General features: G+C 44.0%; 22 protein-coding genes and 1 riboswitch. Of the genes, 13 read left to right on the forward strand and 9 right to left on the reverse strand.

Features of this window, described 5'->3' with window-relative positions:
* Positions 1-492: 492 nt before the first annotated feature.
* Positions 493-1017 carry a DUF3087 family protein gene (locus OW495_RS04355; RefSeq protein WP_102339923.1) on the reverse strand — a complete coding sequence of 175 codons (525 nt, stop codon included), beginning with the start codon at positions 1015-1017 and terminating at the stop codon, positions 493-495.
* Between the two features lie 256 nt (positions 1018-1273).
* Here OW495_RS04355 and trmY point away from each other — a divergent pair, with 256 nt between their 5' ends.
* Together trmY and OW495_RS04365 are read left to right on the forward strand one after the other, a co-directional pair.
* Positions 1274-1873, forward strand: coding sequence for a tRNA (pseudouridine(54)-N(1))-methyltransferase TrmY (gene trmY / locus OW495_RS04360; RefSeq protein ID WP_017083166.1), 600 nt, complete (start codon positions 1274-1276; stop codon positions 1871-1873).
* A 258-nt stretch (positions 1874-2131) separates the two neighbouring features.
* On the forward strand, positions 2132-3334 hold the full coding sequence (locus tag OW495_RS04365) for a hypothetical protein (RefSeq protein ID WP_289885200.1): 1203 nt from the start codon (positions 2132-2134) through the stop codon (positions 3332-3334).
* Positions 3335-3434: 100 nt separating this feature from the next.
* Here OW495_RS04365 and OW495_RS04370 read toward each other — a convergent pair whose 3' ends face one another.
* On the reverse strand, positions 3435-4535 hold the full coding sequence (locus OW495_RS04370; RefSeq protein ID WP_289885202.1) for a permease: 1101 nt from the start codon (positions 4533-4535) through the stop codon (positions 3435-3437).
* Positions 4536-4768: 233 nt separating this feature from the next.
* On the opposite strand from OW495_RS04370, the gene OW495_RS04375 reads away from it, so the two are divergent.
* Both OW495_RS04375 and sigZ read left to right on the forward strand, forming a co-directional pair.
* A complete protein-coding gene (locus tag OW495_RS04375) occupies positions 4769-5065 on the forward strand; it encodes a metalloregulator ArsR/SmtB family transcription factor (RefSeq protein WP_004733042.1) in 297 nt (98 codons plus the stop codon).
* Entirely contained in the window at positions 5049-5663 is a 615-nt protein-coding gene (gene sigZ / locus OW495_RS04380; RefSeq protein ID WP_289885204.1) for an RNA polymerase sigma factor SigZ, read from the forward strand. The genes OW495_RS04375 and sigZ overlap by 17 nt, the downstream gene beginning before the upstream one ends.
* A gap of 108 nt (positions 5664-5771) precedes the next feature.
* Here the strand turns inward: sigZ and OW495_RS04385 are convergent, their stop codons facing one another.
* Positions 5772-6386: a YitT family protein gene (locus OW495_RS04385; RefSeq protein WP_017065874.1), complete on the reverse strand. Its 615-nt coding sequence runs from the start codon at positions 6384-6386 to the stop codon at positions 5772-5774.
* A 397-nt stretch (positions 6387-6783) separates the two neighbouring features.
* Between OW495_RS04385 and OW495_RS04390 the strand changes: the two genes are divergently transcribed.
* From OW495_RS04390 to OW495_RS04405, 4 genes are all read left to right on the forward strand, one after another.
* Complete coding sequence (locus OW495_RS04390) at positions 6784-7011, forward strand: hypothetical protein (protein WP_198600246.1); 228 nt, start codon at positions 6784-6786, stop codon at positions 7009-7011.
* 15 nt (positions 7012-7026) lie between these two features.
* On the forward strand, positions 7027-8232 hold the full coding sequence (locus tag OW495_RS04395) for an MFS transporter (RefSeq protein ID WP_102279739.1): 1206 nt from the start codon (positions 7027-7029) through the stop codon (positions 8230-8232).
* 223 nt (positions 8233-8455) lie between these two features.
* Positions 8456-9181 carry a sulfite exporter TauE/SafE family protein gene (locus OW495_RS04400; RefSeq protein WP_289885205.1) on the forward strand — a complete coding sequence of 242 codons (726 nt, stop codon included), beginning with the start codon at positions 8456-8458 and terminating at the stop codon, positions 9179-9181.
* A 78-nt stretch (positions 9182-9259) separates the two neighbouring features.
* Positions 9260-9622 carry an MmcQ/YjbR family DNA-binding protein gene (locus OW495_RS04405; RefSeq protein ID WP_065111929.1) on the forward strand — a complete coding sequence of 121 codons (363 nt, stop codon included), beginning with the start codon at positions 9260-9262 and terminating at the stop codon, positions 9620-9622.
* Between the two features lie 90 nt (positions 9623-9712).
* Here the strand turns inward: OW495_RS04405 and OW495_RS04410 are convergent, their stop codons facing one another.
* Entirely contained in the window at positions 9713-10456 is a 744-nt protein-coding gene (locus tag OW495_RS04410; protein WP_102279742.1) for a phosphatase PAP2 family protein, read from the reverse strand.
* Positions 10457-10841: 385 nt separating this feature from the next.
* Positions 10842-10992, forward strand: a riboswitch (FMN riboswitch).
* A 185-nt stretch (positions 10993-11177) separates the two neighbouring features.
* Between OW495_RS04410 and ribB the strand changes: the two genes are divergently transcribed.
* Both ribB and OW495_RS04420 read left to right on the forward strand, forming a co-directional pair.
* Positions 11178-11834, forward strand: coding sequence for a 3,4-dihydroxy-2-butanone-4-phosphate synthase (ribB, locus tag OW495_RS04415; protein WP_102382843.1), 657 nt, complete (start codon positions 11178-11180; stop codon positions 11832-11834).
* A gap of 406 nt (positions 11835-12240) precedes the next feature.
* Positions 12241-13104 carry a hypothetical protein gene (locus OW495_RS04420; protein ID WP_289885210.1) on the forward strand — a complete coding sequence of 288 codons (864 nt, stop codon included), beginning with the start codon at positions 12241-12243 and terminating at the stop codon, positions 13102-13104.
* A 145-nt stretch (positions 13105-13249) separates the two neighbouring features.
* Here the strand turns inward: OW495_RS04420 and OW495_RS04425 are convergent, their stop codons facing one another.
* The gene (locus tag OW495_RS04425; RefSeq protein WP_289885211.1) at positions 13250-14146 is read right to left on the reverse strand and encodes a LysR family transcriptional regulator; all 897 of its coding nucleotides are present in this window, start codon (positions 14144-14146) and stop codon (positions 13250-13252) included.
* Between the two features lie 162 nt (positions 14147-14308).
* Between OW495_RS04425 and OW495_RS04430 the strand changes: the two genes are divergently transcribed.
* The gene (locus tag OW495_RS04430; RefSeq protein WP_289885213.1) at positions 14309-14947 is read left to right on the forward strand and encodes an NAD(P)-dependent oxidoreductase; all 639 of its coding nucleotides are present in this window, start codon (positions 14309-14311) and stop codon (positions 14945-14947) included.
* A gap of 77 nt (positions 14948-15024) precedes the next feature.
* On the opposite strand, the gene OW495_RS04435 is transcribed toward OW495_RS04430, so the two are convergent.
* The gene (locus OW495_RS04435; RefSeq protein ID WP_289885215.1) at positions 15025-15678 is read right to left on the reverse strand and encodes a cupin domain-containing protein; all 654 of its coding nucleotides are present in this window, start codon (positions 15676-15678) and stop codon (positions 15025-15027) included.
* A gap of 134 nt (positions 15679-15812) precedes the next feature.
* A complete protein-coding gene (locus tag OW495_RS04440; protein WP_029222233.1) occupies positions 15813-16580 on the reverse strand; it encodes an SDR family oxidoreductase in 768 nt (255 codons plus the stop codon).
* A gap of 105 nt (positions 16581-16685) precedes the next feature.
* On the opposite strand from OW495_RS04440, the gene OW495_RS04445 reads away from it, so the two are divergent.
* Positions 16686-17024 (forward strand): helix-turn-helix domain-containing protein, encoded by a 339-nt coding sequence (locus OW495_RS04445; protein ID WP_004733017.1) that lies wholly within the window; start codon positions 16686-16688, stop codon positions 17022-17024.
* A 47-nt stretch (positions 17025-17071) separates the two neighbouring features.
* Here OW495_RS04445 and OW495_RS04450 read toward each other — a convergent pair whose 3' ends face one another.
* Positions 17072-17977: a LysR family transcriptional regulator gene (locus OW495_RS04450; RefSeq protein ID WP_017061687.1), complete on the reverse strand. Its 906-nt coding sequence runs from the start codon at positions 17975-17977 to the stop codon at positions 17072-17074.
* A gap of 210 nt (positions 17978-18187) precedes the next feature.
* Between OW495_RS04450 and OW495_RS04455 the strand changes: the two genes are divergently transcribed.
* On the forward strand, positions 18188-18907 hold the full coding sequence (locus OW495_RS04455) for an SDR family oxidoreductase (RefSeq protein WP_004733012.1): 720 nt from the start codon (positions 18188-18190) through the stop codon (positions 18905-18907).
* A 107-nt stretch (positions 18908-19014) separates the two neighbouring features.
* Here OW495_RS04455 and OW495_RS04460 read toward each other — a convergent pair whose 3' ends face one another.
* Positions 19015-20823 (reverse strand): choice-of-anchor I family protein, encoded by a 1809-nt coding sequence (locus OW495_RS04460; protein WP_289885220.1) that lies wholly within the window; start codon positions 20821-20823, stop codon positions 19015-19017.
* Between the last annotated feature and the right edge of the window lie 7 nt (positions 20824-20830).

Consider the following 20830-nt stretch of genomic DNA (forward strand, 5'->3'; position numbering starts at 1 on the left):
TAAAGCTATTACCATTCCAACAGAATGGTAATGAATTGACTGTGCCGAATAACTACAAGTAGTTAAACGTATTGGTCACTCAGTTCATTGAAATCAATTTTGTTACCGAAGTAACGGTTATTACCTAAGTAATAACGTTTTGATATTCATCAACGAGTGCCCACACAGATTGATAGGTTTAAATTGTTAAAGAGCTTTGCTTGTCGAAACTTTCTTTTTACAAAGAAACCTTTGAAAGCGGACGTGAATTCTAGCGATTTAATTTTAAGTGTCAAACACTTTTTAAAATTAATTCCTTTCGAACTTTCCGTCTTACTGGTTACCGCTGAAGCCTTGTAGCGTCTGCCGTGTCAGTGAGGCGGCATTATAGAGATCATCGGAAACATGGCAACCCCTTTTTTGATAAAAATTCAAAAAAATTGCTTAAGCGTCTACTTTTACGTCAAAACCCGCTTTCACAGGCTAAAGCTCATACAATCAAGAGCATATAACTTAGAATTTCGCGACTAGATCTTTCGAGAATGTCTCTATATCCAGTTCTATACTCCACTTTTCACTCAGCGCCACTATGTTATCTAACGATTTCTGAACCGTTTTTATCGTCAATGTATTGTTATCTAGGTCGTATACCTGTTTTTGCGTAGTGTAATAGAAGTAAAGGATAGTTAATGCTTCTCGGTCACCTTGCTCAGCTTTTGGTTGAATACGTTTAAGCTTACGATAGATTTGATTGTGAATTTGTTTCAGGTTCCACACATAAAGCGCTTCTTTAAAGTAATCATGCCCTTTCACACGGCTCGCAATAAACGCATTCAAGGCGACTGATAAAATCACCCCGAGTACATTCAAATGGAAATTACCCGTCGCCTCCCCAGTAACGGAGCCAGCTGAACCAAAAAGTTCAATCAGAATGCTACCGAATACAATGGCAAACAATGCGAGTGACCCAACCAATGAAACCAACAGCAGGTTCATTTTCTTTCTATATTCTTCTTTATTAATCTTCTGTAACTTCATCGACTACTTCCTTATGTAAGTCACCTAATAATTTGCGCATACTATCTATGTAAACCTTGGTTATCTTCAACCTTTACCATCTTGTAATGTGGTCACTCTCTATTTAATACGTTTAGTTCTTCTGGTCAGTACTATACATAACTCCATTTGACTTCATTAATAGAAAAGAGTTACATACCGCCATAATTTTGGTTATTCATCAATTCATGTTGATAAAGTCTGTTTCGCTTTATCACATACTGACAAGGTACATTCCATGCGTTCATTTGTATTACGCGCTCGCGCAGCCCCTACAGAGAGCAAACTTATCTTAGAAGGTGTTGGGCAAGACGCTCATACTGAGATTCTGGCTCATACTCTGATGAACACGATCTTCGTTGCTCAGTCTCACCGTGAGAATGTCACCGTGCACCTTGTGTTAGAAAGTACTAAAGACTTTTCACGTACCATTACATTCGATTCAAACGAGATCACTAACATTGGCGGCTTCCATGAGTCTGCATTGTTATCTGCGGTAGTAAGAGCGGTTGATGCATCTCAAGGTATGACAAAAGAACAGACACGTCAGGTTGAACCGGGCATCACTGTTCGTACTATGAGTTTTGAAAAGCTGGTTAAAGAGCTAGCAGAAGACCACCAGCTGTACATGATGGATAAGAAAGGCGACTTTATCCGTGATGCAGAGATTGCTGAAAACCCATGTTTCCTTCTAACTGACCACATCCCTATGCCAAAGAAAAGCTACAACAGCTTAAAGCGTCTAGGGACAGAGAAAATCAGCTTAGGTCCAAACATGTTGTTTGCTTCTCAGTGTGTTGTGTTGATCAACAATGAGCTTGATTTAAGAGATTTCTGATTCTCTGACACCAACTTATTAAGTGACATCCCTTAAAACCCAGCCTTCCGTTGGGTTTTTTATTGCTTTACCCTCCGCATGCCAGCCCTTTCGTTACTTCTTCTTTACTACATAGTGACCTGTAATCATTTCGCTATTTTCAGCTTTGTTGCATTAAACCTCGGAGCAATGCCTCTCTCTAACTCATTCAATCTTATAAATTTCTCATATCACTTCTATACTGATTCCAATCTTAATTAATCGTGTTAAAGGCAAAGGATGAGCGTATTAACCGTATTCTTCTGTGGCACAGGCTCAAACTCAGAAGACAACAATCACAAAAACTATGTTTCTGGCGAATTGATTTCGACGCTAGCGAAGAATGCAACGGGCAGAGACATGATTGACTACATTCAAGTGGATGGGGTTGGTAGTGGGAATCAGAATGAATGGTTGAAGCAAGGTAAGGACGACACCTATTCTGGAGTTAAGGGAACATTACTAGGCAAAGGCATCGACAGCAATATGCGTCATGTACTGAATATCTTGCGCGGAAGCCAACAAGATAAGAATGACTACATGAAGCGAGCCAAAGGACTGCTTAGTGAATCGCGTCCAGCAAAATCAGCTTGGCCTTTTGCGACCAACCAGAGATATCAAGATTGGTTGAAAGATTCACAAGCACTCGCTGCAGATTTAAAACAAGGGATTGCCGCTCGCCAGCAGAACATCGCGATTGAACGCCAAACTAAACCGATTAGCCAAGTTAACATCGTCGGTTGGAGCCGAGGTGGTGTCAGTTGCTTTGAACTGGCGAACCGAATGCTCAAAGACCCTAAGCTAAGCCATATTCCAGTCAACATTTTTGCGTGTGACCCCGTTCCCGGTGGGATGAACGCATTCAAGGATTACAAATTACTGGGCAAAAACGTCAAACAGATCGTGTGTGTTTTTGCTGAAGACGAACGTTCATTGGCTTTCAAAGCGAGAATGCCACGCTTGTCCCCATCCACTAAATATTACACAACCTACATGCCAGGCCGACACGGTACTTTGGTAGGAAATGCGAATACATCAGGCGGAAGTAAAGGTGCGGGTTTACTTACTGGCCCCGGGCTAGTGACTCGTGATTTCATGGAAAAAGTGTTAACTGGTTGGGGAACGCAACTCAAGGCAAACTCGACGTTGAACTTTTCTAGGCAGCGCATCATCGAGTTATACGAGCAAATGCGCAGTAATGAAGAATACTTCAACAAAATGCACGGCATGACTTACACGGCAAAAAACCGACTGTTATGGACAAGCAAAGATCGAATCGGTCAGCAGAGAGAGCGTCGCTATGGGATTCCAATGTATCGCTTTCAGTTCCCCGGAATCACTAACAATTACGGCGATGCAATTAATCGTCATCACTGTGATGTGTTAGCCACCAATGCTTTCGCTGCATACGGAACTTCGGCTGCGCTGCCAAACCCAGTCTGATATGCATGGTTTGTTAAACACAAAAAGAGCTCAACTAAGTGAGCTCTTTTTTATTATCTATATCTTGCTATCAATGGAGTTATCTAGGAATCAGACCTGATTAACCAAAGATAAAGCTGTATAGGAAGCCTGCACCCATCGCCATGCTTAGGATAACGAATAGGAATGCTGCAATCATTTGGTTCTTGAAGATTGATTTAAGCAGGATAACTTCTGTCAAACTTGCACCTGCACTACCAATGATCAATGCCATTACCGAACCTAACGCCATACCTTTTTGTACCAGAGCTGCACTTAATGGGATTACCGCTTCAGCACGAATGTACAATGGGATACCAATCACAGCTGCTACTGGAATCGCATACCACATACCTTCGCCAGCATACTGTGCAATTAGGTCTGTAGGAATGAAGCCGTAGATGAATGAACCAATCGCAATACCCATCATTAGGTAAGGGAAAACTTGTTTGAAGTCTTTCCAAGTTGAGAACCAAATTCTCATCCAACGGCTAGGCTCTTTCTTCTCTACGATTTCAGCTGTTGCGCTTCCATCCGCTGAACAGCATGAAACGGTCACTTTTGGCTCTTCTTTTTTCAAATCACAGCAAGACGTTTCTTTTGCCATTACTGGTGCAGGTTCACCACATGCACTTGTACCACATGAAGACTCTACCTTCGCTGGCGCTGCTTTCTTAGGAGCAGAATCACCACAGCTAGTGCCACAGTTTGAAGCAGAACCTGTCGATTCATACGCTTCAGGTTTTACGTAACGCTCAAAGCCAAGCTTCTCAAGTGCGTAACCTGCCACTACAGATACTGTCATTGCGACTAGGAAGTAGAACACAGCCACTTGCCAGCCGAACGTAATCACGAACAAACCAATGATCACTGGGTTCAATAGTGGGCTACCGAATAGGAACACCATCATTGGACCAAAACCTGCTCGTGCACGAAGTAACCCTTTAAGGAAAGGAATGGTCGAACATGAACAGAAAGGCGTAATTGCACCCAATAGTGCTGCAACCACATAGCCCTTACCATTACGTGAGCTCAAGATAGATTGAATCTTTTCTGGCGTAAGAAACTCTTGCAGAATCCCAACAATGTAGCTGATCGCTAAGAAAAGGATGATTAGCTCTACTGCTAAGAAGGCGAACATATCAAGTGCGTCTTTTAGCATTGTTAACATTTCATTGCTCATAATTAACTCCAAACTGGATTGAAGGCCGGACTCTATGAGAAAAGTAACCAACCCTTAATTTCGAATATTCTCGAATTATAGAAATATCTCGTAACAGATCAAGTTTTATTTCGATAAAAATCGAAATAATTTTCAAAAAGTTTATTTTTCAATGACTTAATAAATTACGGTCTTTACATTTGTATTTGGGTTACATTTCGACTAATATCGAAATTAAATCTTGAGGAGTTAATATGAACTTAGAAGTCGTTGCGAAAGCACTTAAAGAGTTGGGTCACCCTATTCGCCTAACTATTTATAAGAGTGTCGTTAAAGCTGGCTACCAAGGCATTGCAGTTGGCGGCCTACAAGAAGAACTAGGTATCCCTGGTTCCACCTTGTCTCACCACATTTCAAGCCTAGCGTCTGCAGGCCTCATCAGCCAAAGACGAGAAGGAAGAACCCTATTCTGTGTAGCAGAATATGAGTGCCTAGAAGGTGTGATTGATTTCTTACAAGACGAGTGTTGCGTAAATGAACAGTGTAACTGATGCACCTTTGAACGGGGCTCCTTTGAATAAGGCATCTTTGAACTTAGAACAGGTTTGGGCTGAGTATCAGCAAGCGTTAAAGTCATTCTTGCATTCTAAGGTCAACAACACCGCCGATGTAGACGACCTGCTTCAAGAGATCTTGATTAAGACTTATCAGAACTTAGATAAGGTACAAGATGCGAGCAGCGTAAAGTCGTGGCTATTCCAATTAGCCAATCACACGATCATCGACTTTTACCGTAAGCACGCTCGACAACAACGTGATAGCCAAATTGATGCTGAAGATCTTTGGTTTACCGATTTAGACCACAATTCTGAGTTCAAGCAAAAGCTTTCATTATGTATTGAACCCTTTATTCAGGCGTTACCAGAACAAAGTTCATCATTACTGCTTGCTGTCGATATCAGAGGCCAAAGCCAAAAAGAGATCGCAGAGGCGCAAAATATCAGCTACTCAACTGTTAAGTCTCGTGTTCAGAAAAGTCGCGGGGATCTTAAGAATTTGTTTGAAGAATGCTGTAACCTGTCACTTGATCAACAAGGCAATGTGATTGACTGCGAGCTCAAACCAAACAACGATTGCAGTAAGTGCTAATAGCCATCCAAAAAATAGAACAAAGCCAGCAATTGATGCTGGCTTTGTTGTTTTCGTAATCTGCAAATCACTTTGATTAAGTGAACCTAACTACTCTGCTTCCACTTACTACGCCGCTTCCGCTTTTACGACCGGTTGATAGCGTCCCGGTTTATGGTTCATCGCCAGAATCAAGTTGGTTACTATCGCACCAAGTACAGACAGAAGAACCAGTGACACATCAACGATAAACAGTGAAAGCACAACAATCGTACAATCTAGTGCCATCTGAACCTTGCCCGCACGAATTCCAAAACGTTCTTGTAGGAACAGCGCCAGAATGTTGAAGCCACCTAAACTCATCTTATGACGGAAGATCACCAACATGCCGGTACCAATCAAGCCACCACCAAGTAAAGCTGCATACAATGCATGAATTTCGGCAATTTGAATCACGTGATACAAGTGATCCACGGCGAACGAAACAATCGAAACCGCGATAAACGTATTGATGGTGAAGCGCCAGCCCATGCGAGCAACCGACAAAATATAGAAAGGTAAGTTAAGTGCGAAGAACACTTGGCCAAAGCTCAAATCTGTCACTTTGGTAATGAAGATCGCTAGACCAGCCGTGCCTCCGGTGAGCAAACCGACTTGATTGAAAAAGATAACGCCGAGTGACACTAGCGCACTACCTAAGATCAGTGCCAGTAAGTTTTCGCGAAGGTTATGATCTTTATCCATGTGAATGACTCTCCCTGAATCTTTTAACATCGCGTTTCAGTAGTTTTGAAACGATTTACGCCCAAATTTACGATGTTTGACAGATAAGTCGAGTGAACGAGCAATGTTGCTTAGTGATTAGTTTGTATATTAGTTTTTACAGTTTTGTGAATTCTTCAATTAAACAGATAGTTAAAAACCTGTAGTTAGGCTTTCATTATTAACTGCATGCTTCTATCGCGGAATGAGTGAGCTTCGTGTTTTCCTATTTATTGGTCACATTTCGTCCTTGATTCTAGCGACGCTCAAATCTATGCATGAAACGCATAGACTAAATCACAAAAGGTCATTTGATACATACCCTACTCGTCATTATGATGCGCGACTTCTTACAACATTGAGCGCATGTAAACACCTTATGTTTTCACAATCTCTTTTTGCCCAACTGGCCAGAATGACGCTATTCCTCGTCATTAGCTTGGTTATTGTGCATCACAGTCAGCCATTGATTGATCTCTTGGCTCAGCATGCCGTGAGCAGTGGATGCCACCAGCAGTCAGGGCATGATCATTCTGGGCACGAGCATCACCATGATATGACAGACCAACACATGTCAGCGCAAAACCACTCACATCACCACCATTAATTTAAGAGTATTAGAATGAGCATTTTCCGTTTTCCTTTACTGGTATGGCTTGGGATCGGCACACTTATTATCAGTCTAGGGATCAGACAATCATTCGGCATTTTCATGATGCCAATTTCAGAGCATTTCGGCACTGGCCGTGAGTTTTTCAGCTTCGCCATTGCTCTACAAAACCTGCTGTTCGGTGTGTTCCAGCCTTTTGTTGGTATGGCCGCTGACAAATGGGGAGCAAGACGCATCATTATTGCGGGTGCATGTGCTTACGGTTTGGGTTTACTTCTTACCTCTATTTCTACCGAATCAAGCATGCTTTACGTTTCATTAGGCGCATTAGTTGGTCTTGGGTTGAGTGCGACGAGCTATGTGATCGTGTTGGGCGCGGTAGCAAAAGTTGTACCGGCAGAGCACGCAGCGAAGGCATTTGGTTTAACCACAGCAGCAGGTTCATTTGGTATGTTCGCGGTCATTCCGGGCGCGCAATACATGTTGAACGAATTTGATTGGCAAAGTGCGATGCAAGTATTTGGCGTGCTTTGTTGTTTGATGATCTCATTTGCACTGTTTATGCGAGCACCGAAGTCAGCAACCAATAAACAAGTAGAAGACACCCAGACACTGAAAGAAGCACTGTCTGAAGCATTTTCGAACAAAAGTTATTGGTTGATTCATGCAGGCTTCTTCGTGTGTGGTTTCCACGTGATGTTCATTGCAACGCACTTACCAAGTTACTTAGCAGACAAAAACTTACCGGCGAGTAGTGCTGCGATGGCACTGGCTTATGTGGGTATCTTCAATATCTTCGGATCTTACTTCTGGGGTGTGATGGGCGATAAGTTCAGCAAACGTCATGTAATGTCGGCACTGTACTTAGTGCGTACTGTGGTTATTGGTGCGTTTGTGACTTTGCCAGTGACTGAGTCAACCGCGGCTATCTTCGGTGCGGCGATTGGTTTCTGTTGGTTGGGTACGGTTCCGCTAACGTCTGGTTTAGTTCGTCAGATCTTCGGTGCTCGTTACCTGTCGACGTTGTACGGCTTGGTATTCTTTACTCATCAAGTGGGTAGCTTCTTAGGCGCTTGGGTTGGTGGTCGAATTTACGATTACTACGGATCTTACGAGCCAATCTGGTGGTCAACGGTGGTACTAGCATTTGCAGCAGCACTGATCCATTTGCCTATCAATGACAAGCCGATTGAGCGACTGAAATTGGCAATGGCTTAACGTTTTATGCTGACTCCCCCACTAGCGTAAGCAACAAGTCGTTCCAATACGCGAGTGAGTATTGAAAGGAAGTATCCTGATATGCTCACTCGCTTTTTTGTTGGTCGTTATTATCGAAATGATAATGAACGAAACTTGCATAAACCTCACTGAATAATAAGACTATTCTTTTCGTTTTAATTTATAGTATCCACTCGCTCCTTTAAAACTAATTCGCAGGCTTATGGAATACCTAGATCAGACCGCCCTTATCGCGATGGCACTCATTTTTGTCGGCTCGTTTGTACAAACCGCTATCGGCTTTGGCTTGGCTATTGTGGCAGCCCCGTTGTTGTTTTTAGTCTCACCCGATTATGTACCCGCGCCTATCTGTCTCGTTGGCCTGTTCATTTCTATATTCAATGCGTTTAAACACCGAGCAAATATTTCTATCGGCGGATTAAAAATCGCACTGCTTGGCCGTATTCCAGGTTCGCTCGCAGGTGGTGCTTTATTAGTAATGGTTTCAACGAGCGTGCTGTCTCTGTGGTTAGGCTTGTTGGTGGTGTTTGCGGTGATTGTCAGCTTGCTTCCGTTTAGGTTAGAGCCGACACCAACCAAAATGGGCATTGCGGGATTCTTCTCTGGATTCTTTGGCACCAGTTCAGGTATTGGTGGTCCACCGATGGCACTGCTGCTGCAACACCAAGATGCCAATCAGCTTCGTGGTAACCTTTCTGCGTTTTTCGTGTTTAGTTCCATCATTTCATTACTGGTACAGATCCCAATTGGCTTCTTCACTATGCACCATTTGATCATCACAATCCCGTTGCTGCCTGCGGCTTGGTTGGGTTACAAAGTGGCGTTAATGACGACGCAAAGCATTCCCAAAGAGAAAATACGCATTGGTTCTTTGTTGCTATGTTCTATCAGTGGTTTTACGGCAATCTGGCAGGGTTTAGCTGGCTAGTTATTGGCGATAAAGACGAGAAGAACAAAGACATCTTAGAAAACCAACACAAACACCCAATAGATAAAAGGACGTTCTATGACTTACGACGAATTCAATGCATTCTGCGAGTCACAACCTGCCACCAGCTATGTGATGCAGTGGAATAACTCGCATGTTTGGAAAGTGGGCGGTAAGGTGTTTGCGATTGGTGGCTGGGGGCCGAACGACGAGCCTGCATTTATCTTCAAGGCGTCCGATCAGAATTTCGATTTTCTCAAAGAAGAGCCAGGCTATAAACCTGCGCCCTACTTTGCTTCACGTGGTATGAAGTGGATTCAACTTTTTGAAAGCACACCAGAAAGGGACGAAGAGCTGAGATACTACCTCACTGAATCACACCGAATTGTGTCTTTAGGGCTAACCAAAAAGAAACAAGCAGAACTCGGGCTCAATCAGTAGCCAGAACTTCTGCTTGTTAAACGCTTACTTCAGATTCAAATGCAGCTTAAGAGCTAGGCAGATATTAAAACTAGTACTGCTCTTTGAAACTTAGGTCGATCTTAAGAACTTAGGCAGTAAAGGCTCTATTTTTTGCGTTGGAACCACAGGCACCAATAGATAGATAAGGCCTGCAAAGGCGATAGACGCCGCCAAGTCTTCAGGTCGATGCATGCCAAGCCAAACTCGGCTATAAGCAACGCCACCAGCCCAAACTAGTAAACCGCCGACTAAGTAAAAACGTTTCGCTTCTAGGAACAAGCCGCCAAAGAACGCCAGACACACGCCAACGAAAATCATATGCCCAGATGGGAAAGAATAGTCAGTTTCACCCAACCAGTGACGCGTTCGCCACTCACTCACCTTGTCTTGCACAGATGCAATCGCTGCGTTCTTTTCTACCAATGGCAGTTCGTAAAACAGCTCTGGCATTTCAACCACTTCTTGCGTCACCAAATACTCAGAATAAGGACGGGGGCTTTCTGTAGAATGCTTCAAGAAGGTTTTTGCTGCAAAGCTAAGAACCAACAGCAAGCCGAGCTGCAAACAAAGGCTGACCAGCTTAGCTTTGGAAAATTTCATCATGAGCAAAACTAAAGACAAAACAGCTAGCGTTACCAAGAAACCTTGATTACCTGCTGAGTAAGTCACGAACGTCATAAAGGCGCCATAGAAAGGCAAAACCGCACTTCCAAGGTCGAAGTCGGATCCAAAGATCAAAAATGGTACGAGGGAATACAAGCTTAGAACAAGCAGTAATAAGCCTTTGGATTTGTTAGAGAACAGAGAAGTCATGGCTAAAATCTTTTAGATGAAGTGGTCGGATGCTATCGCAGCTTAGCATCGCCAATATCAATTTTATGTCAAAACGGTCAGTCAGCCGTCATGGTGTAACAATATTCGATTGATGGACCTCTTGAGTATTGATTCGCTGAACAGACGCGCCAACACCAATAACATTCAACATCCACTTATGTTCATAGAAAAAGCAAAGGCCACTTAAACCAGACGAGACAAAGGCATCACCCCACTAAAGACTGACTGACGCGTTCTGCTGATAAAGTGAACACTTACCGGATTATCAGGCCAGAATCTTAAAAACTTTGCTGCCAGTCCTTTAAATCCACAATTGAAAGGATTACCATCTGGTCTGCTTTCAAAAGCAAAACAGATTATTAATTTTTATTCTCAGGGCGGGGCGAAATTCCCCACCGGCGGTATATCCTTAGCAAAATCTAAAGATAAGCCCGCGAGCGCTCGATTCGTCGAGGTCAGCAGATCTGGTGAGATGCCAGAGCCGACGGTCATAGTCCGGATGAGAGAGAATGAAAACACACTCGTTTACGTTGGAAAGGCGCGCCCATTTATTGGGTTCATGCCTCCAGCTTAGACGGGTGCATTTCGTTTTGGATAAAACCATAATGAGCTAAACCCTCTTGTAATGAGTAGGCTTTGTTGTGCTCGGTTGAGATCCCTCATACAGCCCTGATTCTGGTGATATTTTAGGAGTTTAACCATGAATCAGTCTTCACTACTTGCCGAATTTGGCGAACCAATCATTCGCGTTGAAAACGCACTGCAAGCTCTACGCGAAGGTCGTGGCGTACTTTTACTCGATGATGAAGATCGCGAGAACGAAGGCGACATCATCTACTCAGTAGAACACCTAACCAATGCTCAAATGGCGCTTATGATCCGCGAATGCAGCGGTATTGTGTGCCTATGTCTAACTGACGAGCAAGCAAACCAACTTGAACTTCCACCTATGGTTGTTGATAACAACAGCGCAAACCAAACTGCGTTTACTGTCACTATCGAAGCAAAAGTTGGCGTAACGACAGGTGTTTCTGCCGCTGACCGTGTAACAACGATCAAGACAGCTGCAAACCCAACAGCTAAGCCTACTGACCTTGCTCGCCCTGGCCACGTATTCCCACTGCGTGCTCGCAAAGGTGGTGTACTTGCTCGCCGCGGCCACACAGAAGGTACTGTAGATCTGATGCAAATGGCAGGCCTTCAATCGGCTGGTGTACTGTGTGAAGTAACCAACCCAGACGGCACAATGGCAAAAGCGCCAGAGATCGTTGCTTTCGGTAAACTACACAACATGCCAGTACTGACCATTGAAGATATGGTTATGTACCGCACTGAGTTCGACCTTAAGCTTGCATAACGTTTAGTTTATTCCTCAATGCTTAGCATTTAGCATTTAGCATTTAGCATTGAAGGTAACTAAACTTAGAAACGAACATTGAAAGGCTTCACTCTTACTGCTTTTTTTAACTAAAAGTATAAAGGGTGAGGCCTTTTTCATTTCCGTATTTTTAGACGAGCTAGAGATGGATCGCCGAAGTGCCTCTACCTATCGAAACCTCCCCAACCTAATCACAAGAAAAGCGTAACCTCTCAAAAAATCCTGCAAAAGATGAGAAACATTCACTCGAATGGTGAAGTCATGCACCATTATTGGTCATTCATAATTACAGAAAAAACATAACCAACTGAAATATAACACTTATCCATTTTGGCACGGCGTCTGCACTACCACTAAGTAGGTATGCAAATATTAGGAGTTGAATATGTTTGTAGTTATTTCAGTGGGTTTATCGATTGCAGTGCTTGCTGCACTGCTTCATTTTTCAAAAAAGAGACAAACAGCGCTATCACATAGGTTTGAAACCTTGGTTCTGCTCAGAGAGTTATTGTTGTTATCACGTAAACATCGCGCGGCAACGCATTACGCTCTGGCTTATAAATTATCTAGCGACTCGATTCGCAAAGTGAATAAGATTTACGACAACATACTTGAGGTGTCTGAATTACTTCAATCCCATGTGTCGTTCGATAGCCGCCCTATGTATCGCATCTATCACCTCAAGCTCATCGCCATGCACAGCGACTGGCAAAACCGTAGCTTGGTACGTAACCAATCAATTCATGGCAAAACGATTCGTCACAGCATGTTCTTGATGGATGAAGTGATGATCATCTGGCTGATTCAGTCTGAACGAGAAGACATGAGCCGTGAGTACCACATGAACTGGCAACAGATCTTAGACTGCATGGATATTCTGACCAAGCTTAGAATGTCTATCCCTGGAATAGAAAAGGCGGATATGGAGAAGCCTGAGGAGTATGCGAGATTCAAATTCTACGCCTCTCAAACACACAGAAAACTCAACCAATTATCGATTATCTGCCCTATTAGTAGTGGCTCTCCGATTTGTACACGTGCGATGCATGCACTCACAGAGATCGCATCAAGCAACGAAGCGACCCAACCGGCAGATAGTATGTACGAGTTAACCAGTGATATCTCTAGCGTCGTATCGCAAGTCTACGACCAAGTATTATCCGACATTACTAGAAGCTTGTATCAGCCTTTACCAGACACCAACGAAAAGGTGATAAATACCCGATTATCCGTACATCATTACATTTAAAGACTTCGTGAGAGGAGAGCGTGCTGGAACTCTGAATTATTGAGTTCAAATCCGATATCACCTTTGATATCGGATTTTTGTATTTATATGTTTATGCCTTGTGTACTTGTGTACTTGTGTACTTGTGTACTTAAGATATATGACCTCAAACATCCCCAGACTTAATATCGCTAGACCAAGCTTCTGCTGTAAAATCAATGAACTGACGAACAATAGGAAGCTGATAACTGCGAGATAGATACACTGCCCAAAGTACGCTACTCGGTGAAACAAAGTCATCCAAAACTCGTTTCAATTTACCATCCGCAATCAAAGGATTCGCTAAATCACAAGGTAAGCGAACAATCCCTTTTCCATGCTGTGCGGCGCGAGTTAATACCCCAACATCATTGGCCTTTATGGTGCCAGATACCTCAACCGAATAATGCTGGTTATCCCTAACGAAATCCCACTTAGAAACACTCAAATGGCGAAAGCAATTATGCTGTCGAAGTGCTTCGACCGTTTCAGGTTCACCATGTTTGTCTAGGTAGACTTGAGAGGCACACACCACTGAATCAATTTCCATGAGCTTTCGAGCAATCAAGCTATCGTCAGGTTGGTCAGTATAACGAAGCGCAATATCGATTCTTTCATCCACCAGCTGCGCAAAACGGTCTGAGGCAAACAACTCGACCGTGATATTAGGGTGAAGCTCAGTGAATTGCTCAACCACATCCAACAGCATGTTTTGAGTTAAACCAATCGGCGCTGCAATTCGAATTACCCCTGAAAGATCGTCGGTTTGATTGAGTGAAGTGACTTCTAGCTCTGCGGTTTCATGGAGAATTTTTTCGCAACGTTGCAACGCAATCTCTCCTGCCGCAGTCAAACTTACCTTACGAGTGGTCCTGTGCAGTAGCCTTTGTTTTAGCCACCCTTCGATCTCTTGAACATGGCGTGAAACCTGTAATCGGCTCATGTCCAAATGCTCAGCTGCCTGAGTGAAGCTGGCACAATTTGCGACTTCGACAAAACTGCGCATCGCCGTCAACCTATCCATCACACTCTCCTTGAACTGTTTAGCAGCTAATCGAATCTTATTAGATAACTATATAGATACAATCTACATCATTTTGCGATATTTATCGCAACCTAGTGAGCTATTAGACTGCAATGGCTGTCGAGAAAACGACTCAATAAATTAGATAATTGGAGAGACATTATGAAAATTGCAGTATTAGGCGCATCAGGTTGGATTGGTAATCACATTGCTCAAGAAGCTCAATCTCGTGGTCACGACGTGGTTGCTGTCGTAAGAGATGCAAGCCGTGTAGAAATGAACAATGTTGAGGTTCGTTCATTTGATTTACAAGATGAAGCAGCAAGCCTTGCAACCGCACTATCCGGCATTGATGCAGTAATCACTTCGATTGGCGGACGTGCTTTGGGTAATCACGACATCGTAAAAAGCACAGCAACTAAGCTGCTTGAGACACTGCCAAGCATTGGTATCGAGCGCCTACTTTGGGTTGGCGGTGCAGGTTCATTAGAAGTGGCGCCAAACGTACCGTTAGTGACCGTTCCGGACTTTCCAGCAGAACATAAAAACGAAGCGTTAGCACAAGGTGAAGCTCTTGAAGTGTTCAAGCAATCGAACAGCGAGGTTAACTGGACGTTTGTTAGCCCTGCAGCAGAAATTTTCCCGGGCGATAAGCTATCAACGTACCGCACAGGTGGTGACCAACTGCTCACCGACGAAGATGGCAACAGCAAAATATCAGTCAGCGACTACGCGATTGCGATGATTGATGAGCTCGAAGCTGGTAAGTTCCCACGTCAACGTATTGGTGTCGCTTACTAGTCAATTCATATATAAAAACTAAAAAAGCCGCTTGTTCAAAACAATGCGGCTTTCTCATCTTTATATTGAGCATTCCTTTAATCCAATGGCAAGTGACCCGTTTTCACTAGGATAACCGTCTCTTCTTCCACATAAGGGAAATGCTCGCTCATATGAGGGCTACGCATCCAAGTGTGTTTTGGATACACGCCATGTTCATCTTTAAAAGTGCCCGACAACACAAAGATCTCTTCACCACCAAAATGACGATGTGGCTGAAAGCGTTCGCCGACAGGCCACTTCACTAAAGCAACATGTTCGTGCTCAAACTCGTGCAGTGGCATGACTTGTAAGCCACCAATGCCCGGAAGCCATTCAGTTTCTAGAGTATTGATACGAACTTGAGTTAAGTCTCTCGCATCAAACTGATTGAGCTTCACCAAGATCGTGCAGCCATCTTTGCTTGATGGAGAATGCGCACTGCCCGGAGGATTACGGATATAAGTGCCTGCAGGGAAATCTCCAGTTTCATCTGAGAACACACCCTCTAATACGAATATCTCTTCGCCTTGCGGATGCGGGTGCTCAGAAAACGAAGATTCAGGATCGTACTTAACCACGCTAGTCGTGTGACCTGATTCTTTATCTTCTCTTTCAAGCGGCTTGCGCCATACCCCTTTGGCAGGGCTTGCAATCCAATCTAATGATTCGGTTTCAATAACCAGCTTTTTTGAAAAGTCCATGTTGAACATAATGGCGACCTTACTCTTGTTATCGTTTTAACTATTCTTATTATCTTTCTAGCTTTTATTCTACGCGAATACTCATCAAGGAGGCCATCTCGCCGCTATTTTCCTGCGCGACAGCCACCTAAAAAGAATCCTAATTAATTGCGACCAGCAATCACGCCGCCATCAACATCCCAGATTGCACCCGTTACCCAATCAGCACTGTCTGACAGTAAGAAAGAGATGCTATTGGCGATATCTTTCGGTAAACCGACTCGACCAATCGGGTGGAACGCATTGAAACCTTCTAGCGCTTGATCCACTTCTTCCGGTTTAATGAAAGATTCGTAAATCGGCGTTTTAACCACAGCCGGAGACACCGCATTTACACGAATGTTATGTTCAGCCAGTTCCATTGCCATGTGCTGTGTTAATGCGTGCAAGCCAGCTTTAGCCATTGAATAGGCGGAAGATGGCGTCGCTTTGATTGCCTGCTTACCCCACATAGAGCCAACGTTAACCACACTGCCACCGCCGTTCTTGATCATCAATTTACTTATCGCTTGAGTGATGAAGAAGGTTGCTTTATTGAGCTGCATGTATTGCTCGTAATCAGATTCTTGATGCTCGATAAACGCTTTAGGGTTGAAGTAGCCAGCCGCATTAACAAGGTAACCAATACCCTCTTCAAGCGACTCTAGATGCGCAATGAGATTAGCTACACTCGCATCATCATAAAGGTTAGCTTGCCAACCCGAAGCGTGACCGAGCGATTGTAGTTCTGACACCGCTTTATCTAACTTAGTTGGGTTATTGCCGACAACCAACACATGGATGTTTTGAGCGACTAACTGCTTCGCTGTTTCAAAGCCCATACCACTTGTGCCACCGATTACTACTGCAATACCATTTTTAGTGAAGTTCATTTTGTTATCTCCTAAGTCATATGAACGTGGTAATCTTAGGCCTTGAACTAACACTATGAATAGTAAGTACAAATCGGTTAGGTAGGTACTTATTGGTACATCTTTATGAAAAATCAGGAAAACTTTTTTTCAAGAAAATCAGCACCAGAGCGCTCAGCTCGCATGGTCGAAACCATCTACGGCTGTAAATGGTCGCTAACGGTTTACCAATTACTGGCAAATGGCATTAATCGCCCCGGTGAAATGGTGCGGTCAGTAGAAGGATTATCGACTAAGGTATTGAATGAATGTTTGAAGCGAAATGTAGAATTCGGGATTTTAGATAAGCAAATGTTCAACGAACTACCACCAAGAGTTGAATACCAAGTGACGCCGTTCGGCGAAAAGTTCTTGTTGATTCTAGACCAGCTGGAAAACCTACAAAACGAAATCGACGAGATGTAAGCCCACGCGAATTTGCTCTATTCCAAATAATGGCCAGCACGCACTATTTAGCTGACTGGCATTTGCTCAAAGCGACCTTTTACAAAATCAATGAAGGTTCGGATTCGGCTTGGTTGATAGCGATCTCGATGGTAGATCGCTGAAAAGTCCACTTTCGGTACCACCCACTCATCAAACACTTGCAGCAGTTGCCCGTCGTTGAGTTCTTGTAAGCAATAGATAGTTGGAACACGAATAATCCCATTACCCGACTTCGCGCCCTGCACCAACACTCGGCCATTTTTACATTGCAGTCTGCCCGTCACATGCACATCAACCGTTTTCTTGGTGTCGTCCAAAGCTTGAAAGCTCCACTTGCGCACTGACCCCGTTAAGCAGTCATGGTGAATAAGATCTTTGGGGTGATTAGGCTTTCCTTTACGAGCAAAATACTCAGGGCTCGCGAGTGTTCCCATCTCAATGTCTAAAAGCTTTCTTGCGATAAAGCCCGCATCTTCTAAGCTCCCCATGCGAAAGGCAATATCAAACGCATCTTCAATCAAGTCGACTCGGTTGCTACTGAAATCAAGGCTAATACTGATGTCTGGGTAGAGCTGCATAAACTCATTCACCAAATCCGCGATGATCACTTCACCAAGATAACCACCGACACAGTTTACTTTTATGTCGCCACGTACTTCTTCGACATCATCCACAGCAGCAATCAGAGCTTGGTCTATATTATCTAAGGCTTGTTCACATCTCGCGTACAGATCTTGCCCTGCATGCGTCAGTCTTAAGGTTCGAGTGGTGCGGATAAACAACGTCACGCCCATCTGCTTTTCTAGGCTACTCACTTGGCGTGATACGTGGGAGCGCGACACATCAAGCTCCTCTGCCGCTTTAGTGAAGTTACCTAAACGCGCGATAAGCACGAAAGAACGAATATCAGACAGGTTAATTTGATTGAGCATGGTCGCCAGCTTACTAATGAAGTTATGGGATAGACGCTTTTATTGTCGCACCACAGCAACAGTGTTTCAAGTAAAGCGCTATATATCAACAATGCTATTTTCCTTAATATACCTCCATCGCAACGAAGCAAGGCAACAAGCACTTGATTCGAATGCACTTAAACAATACGTCGTAACCACCCGACGCAATAAAAGTACAGAGGAAATAAAATGAAAAAACTAATCGTAATTACAGGTGCAAGCTCTGGTATTGGTGAAGCAATCGCTCGTCGTCTAAGCGATGAAGGTCACCCTCTGCTACTTTTAGCTCGTCGTGTTGACCGCCTTGAAGCGCTTAACCTACCAAACTCTCTATCTGTGAAAGTAGACGTAACAGACAAAGCGTCTTTTGATGCAGCAATCGCACAAGGTGAAGAGAAGTTTGGTCCTGTAGATGCACTTATCAACAACGCTGGTGCAATGCTTCTTGGTCAAATCGATACTCAAGACGCTCAAGAGTGGAAGACAATGTTCGACGTGAACGTGATTGGTCTTCTAAACGGCATGCAATCTGTACTTGCTCCTATGATGGAACGCAACACAGGTACTATCATCAACATCAGCTCTATCGCAGGTAAGAAAACATTCCCAAGCCACGCAGCTTACTGTGGTACTAAGTTCGCGGTACACGCTATCTCTGAAAACGTTCGTGAAGAAGTGGCTGCTTCAAATGTTCGTGTTACTACTATCGCACCGGGTGCTGTTGAGACTGAACTTCTGTCTCACACTACATCTCAAGAGATCAAAGACGGTTACGATTCTTGGAAAGAAGACATGGGCGGCGTATTGGCAGCTGACGATATCGCTCGCGCTGTATCATTCGCTTACCAACAACCACAGAACGTATGTATCCGTGAGATTGCTCTAGCACCAACTAAGCAACAGCCATAGGCCTTTGCTATCGCTACTAAATCAGCGATGAAATAAAAAAGCGCCACTACTGAATAAGTCGTGGCGCTTTTGTTTTGATTCGAGTTAATTGCTAATAATAAGCTTGATTAAAACTCTACGCGGTAAACTGATGTGCTACCACTTACTTCATTGCCGACCGCAATAAAGTGGTTACCTGAACGTGTGAAATACTTAATTGATTCAGGGCCTAAATCACCTGCTTTCGCGTTGTAAGTATCGTTATCGCAATCACCATCTTCATCAACCTTGGTACACACAGGCTGAGTAAAATCGCGGTTATTTAAGTAGCTGATGAAACTTGCGTTCTTAGGCTGTGTTACGTCGTAAACCATGATGCCACCTTGGCGTTCAAGACCAATAAAGGCATAGTGCTTACCGTTAATCTCAGCCACTTCGATAGCCTCAGGTTCTACCCCTTTGTCATCGCTGCGATCGTCACCACTTTGGTTGTTATCGTTGGTGCTGTTGAAGTTCGCAGGATCTTGATCAAGAACGATTCGAGCGAAATCATCACCGCTATCAAACACTAACTCGCCTGACTCATCCCAGATAGAGAAAGAACGGCTACCGAATGCTTGAACTTTTTGGTCAGCAGCAAGTGTTCCTTGTGGCTTAATCACTTTAAGACGAGCAAGTTGCTTATTGTCTTTGAGTGCGCCTGCCAATGGGTGGTTAGCGTCAACATCTAACTTCTTGCCGCGCACTTCATCGATATAAGCGATACAAAAGTCTTTTTCTGTTGTGTAGTTTTCAGTGCCTTTATAATCGTCACCATCCCACTCAAAGCCTTTGTCGTCACACACTTTTTGCGTGGTCTTGATGCCATACTCGCGGCCATCGCCTTCGTTCGCAGTTACGATGTAGGTGTTACCATCAACACTGTAGCTGGTGATGCTGTCTGGCATGTAAAGGCCTTCTAACATTGCGTAGCTTTGTAGGTTACCGATGTTTTTATCTTTGTTTGACGCATCCAACTGAGCGGTATCCCAAGGTTTGCCGCCTAGTCCCAGAATCGCATCGACTTCTGCACTCGCCACGTCAATCGCTGCTAATGCATTGTTCTCTTGAAGGGCTACGTAGAGTTTTCCGTTATCAGCAAACGTCAGGTATTCCGGTTCTAGATCTTGAGCAACAGCTGCATTAGGAGCCGAGATTCGAACCTTGTCGGTTAGCTCTGCGTGGCGAGGTTGACCTTGATTGAACGCCTTGAAATCGATCTGCGTGACTTTCGCTTGCAGAGGACCGTTGGTTAAATCAACCAGTGTGACTGAGCCTTCAGGGTCAATGCTGTAATCCGCATTCGGCTCACCTTCATTTGCAGATGCAATGTAACGGCCATCCTTAGAAAAGCTCACCATGTCTGGCAATGCGCCAGCTGTGTAAGTAGTGATCAGCTCTAATGTATCTGAGCGATAAAGTGCAATGATGCCATTTTGTTGCTTGTCGGCGTTTTCAATTGCGACCGCAACTAGGCCTTCATAGGTCGATACACTGTTTGCTGCACCGATATCAATACCAGAAGCTGTGGCGGCTGATTGAAGATCGATAGAGCCTTCAGATATTGGGGCGCTGTCAGCATCCATCGATAGCACATCAACTTTCTGTGCTTGAGCGTTTACCACATAAAGCTTATCGGTACATGAATCGTAGCTGACGATTTCGGCTGCAGAAGTATCAAACGGGGCATCAGCAATAGTACGACCAACCAGACTAATTCCGGTCACAGCAGCATCTGTTTTGTTCGGTTGTTGGATGGATTGGCATTGAAGGCTAAAAGCATCAAGCGATGTTTGAGATAATGCTGCAGTCGTTGAAGTTGACTGAGAGCATCCAGCCAGAGCAGAGCTTGCCGCGATAGGCAGTAATAAAGTCAGCTTATTAAATTTACGATTCATATATCCT

It is taken from the genome of Vibrio sp. 14N.309.X.WAT.E.F5, assembly GCF_030397615.1.
GTDB classification, from domain to species: Bacteria; Pseudomonadota; Gammaproteobacteria; order Enterobacterales; family Vibrionaceae; genus Vibrio; species Vibrio lentus.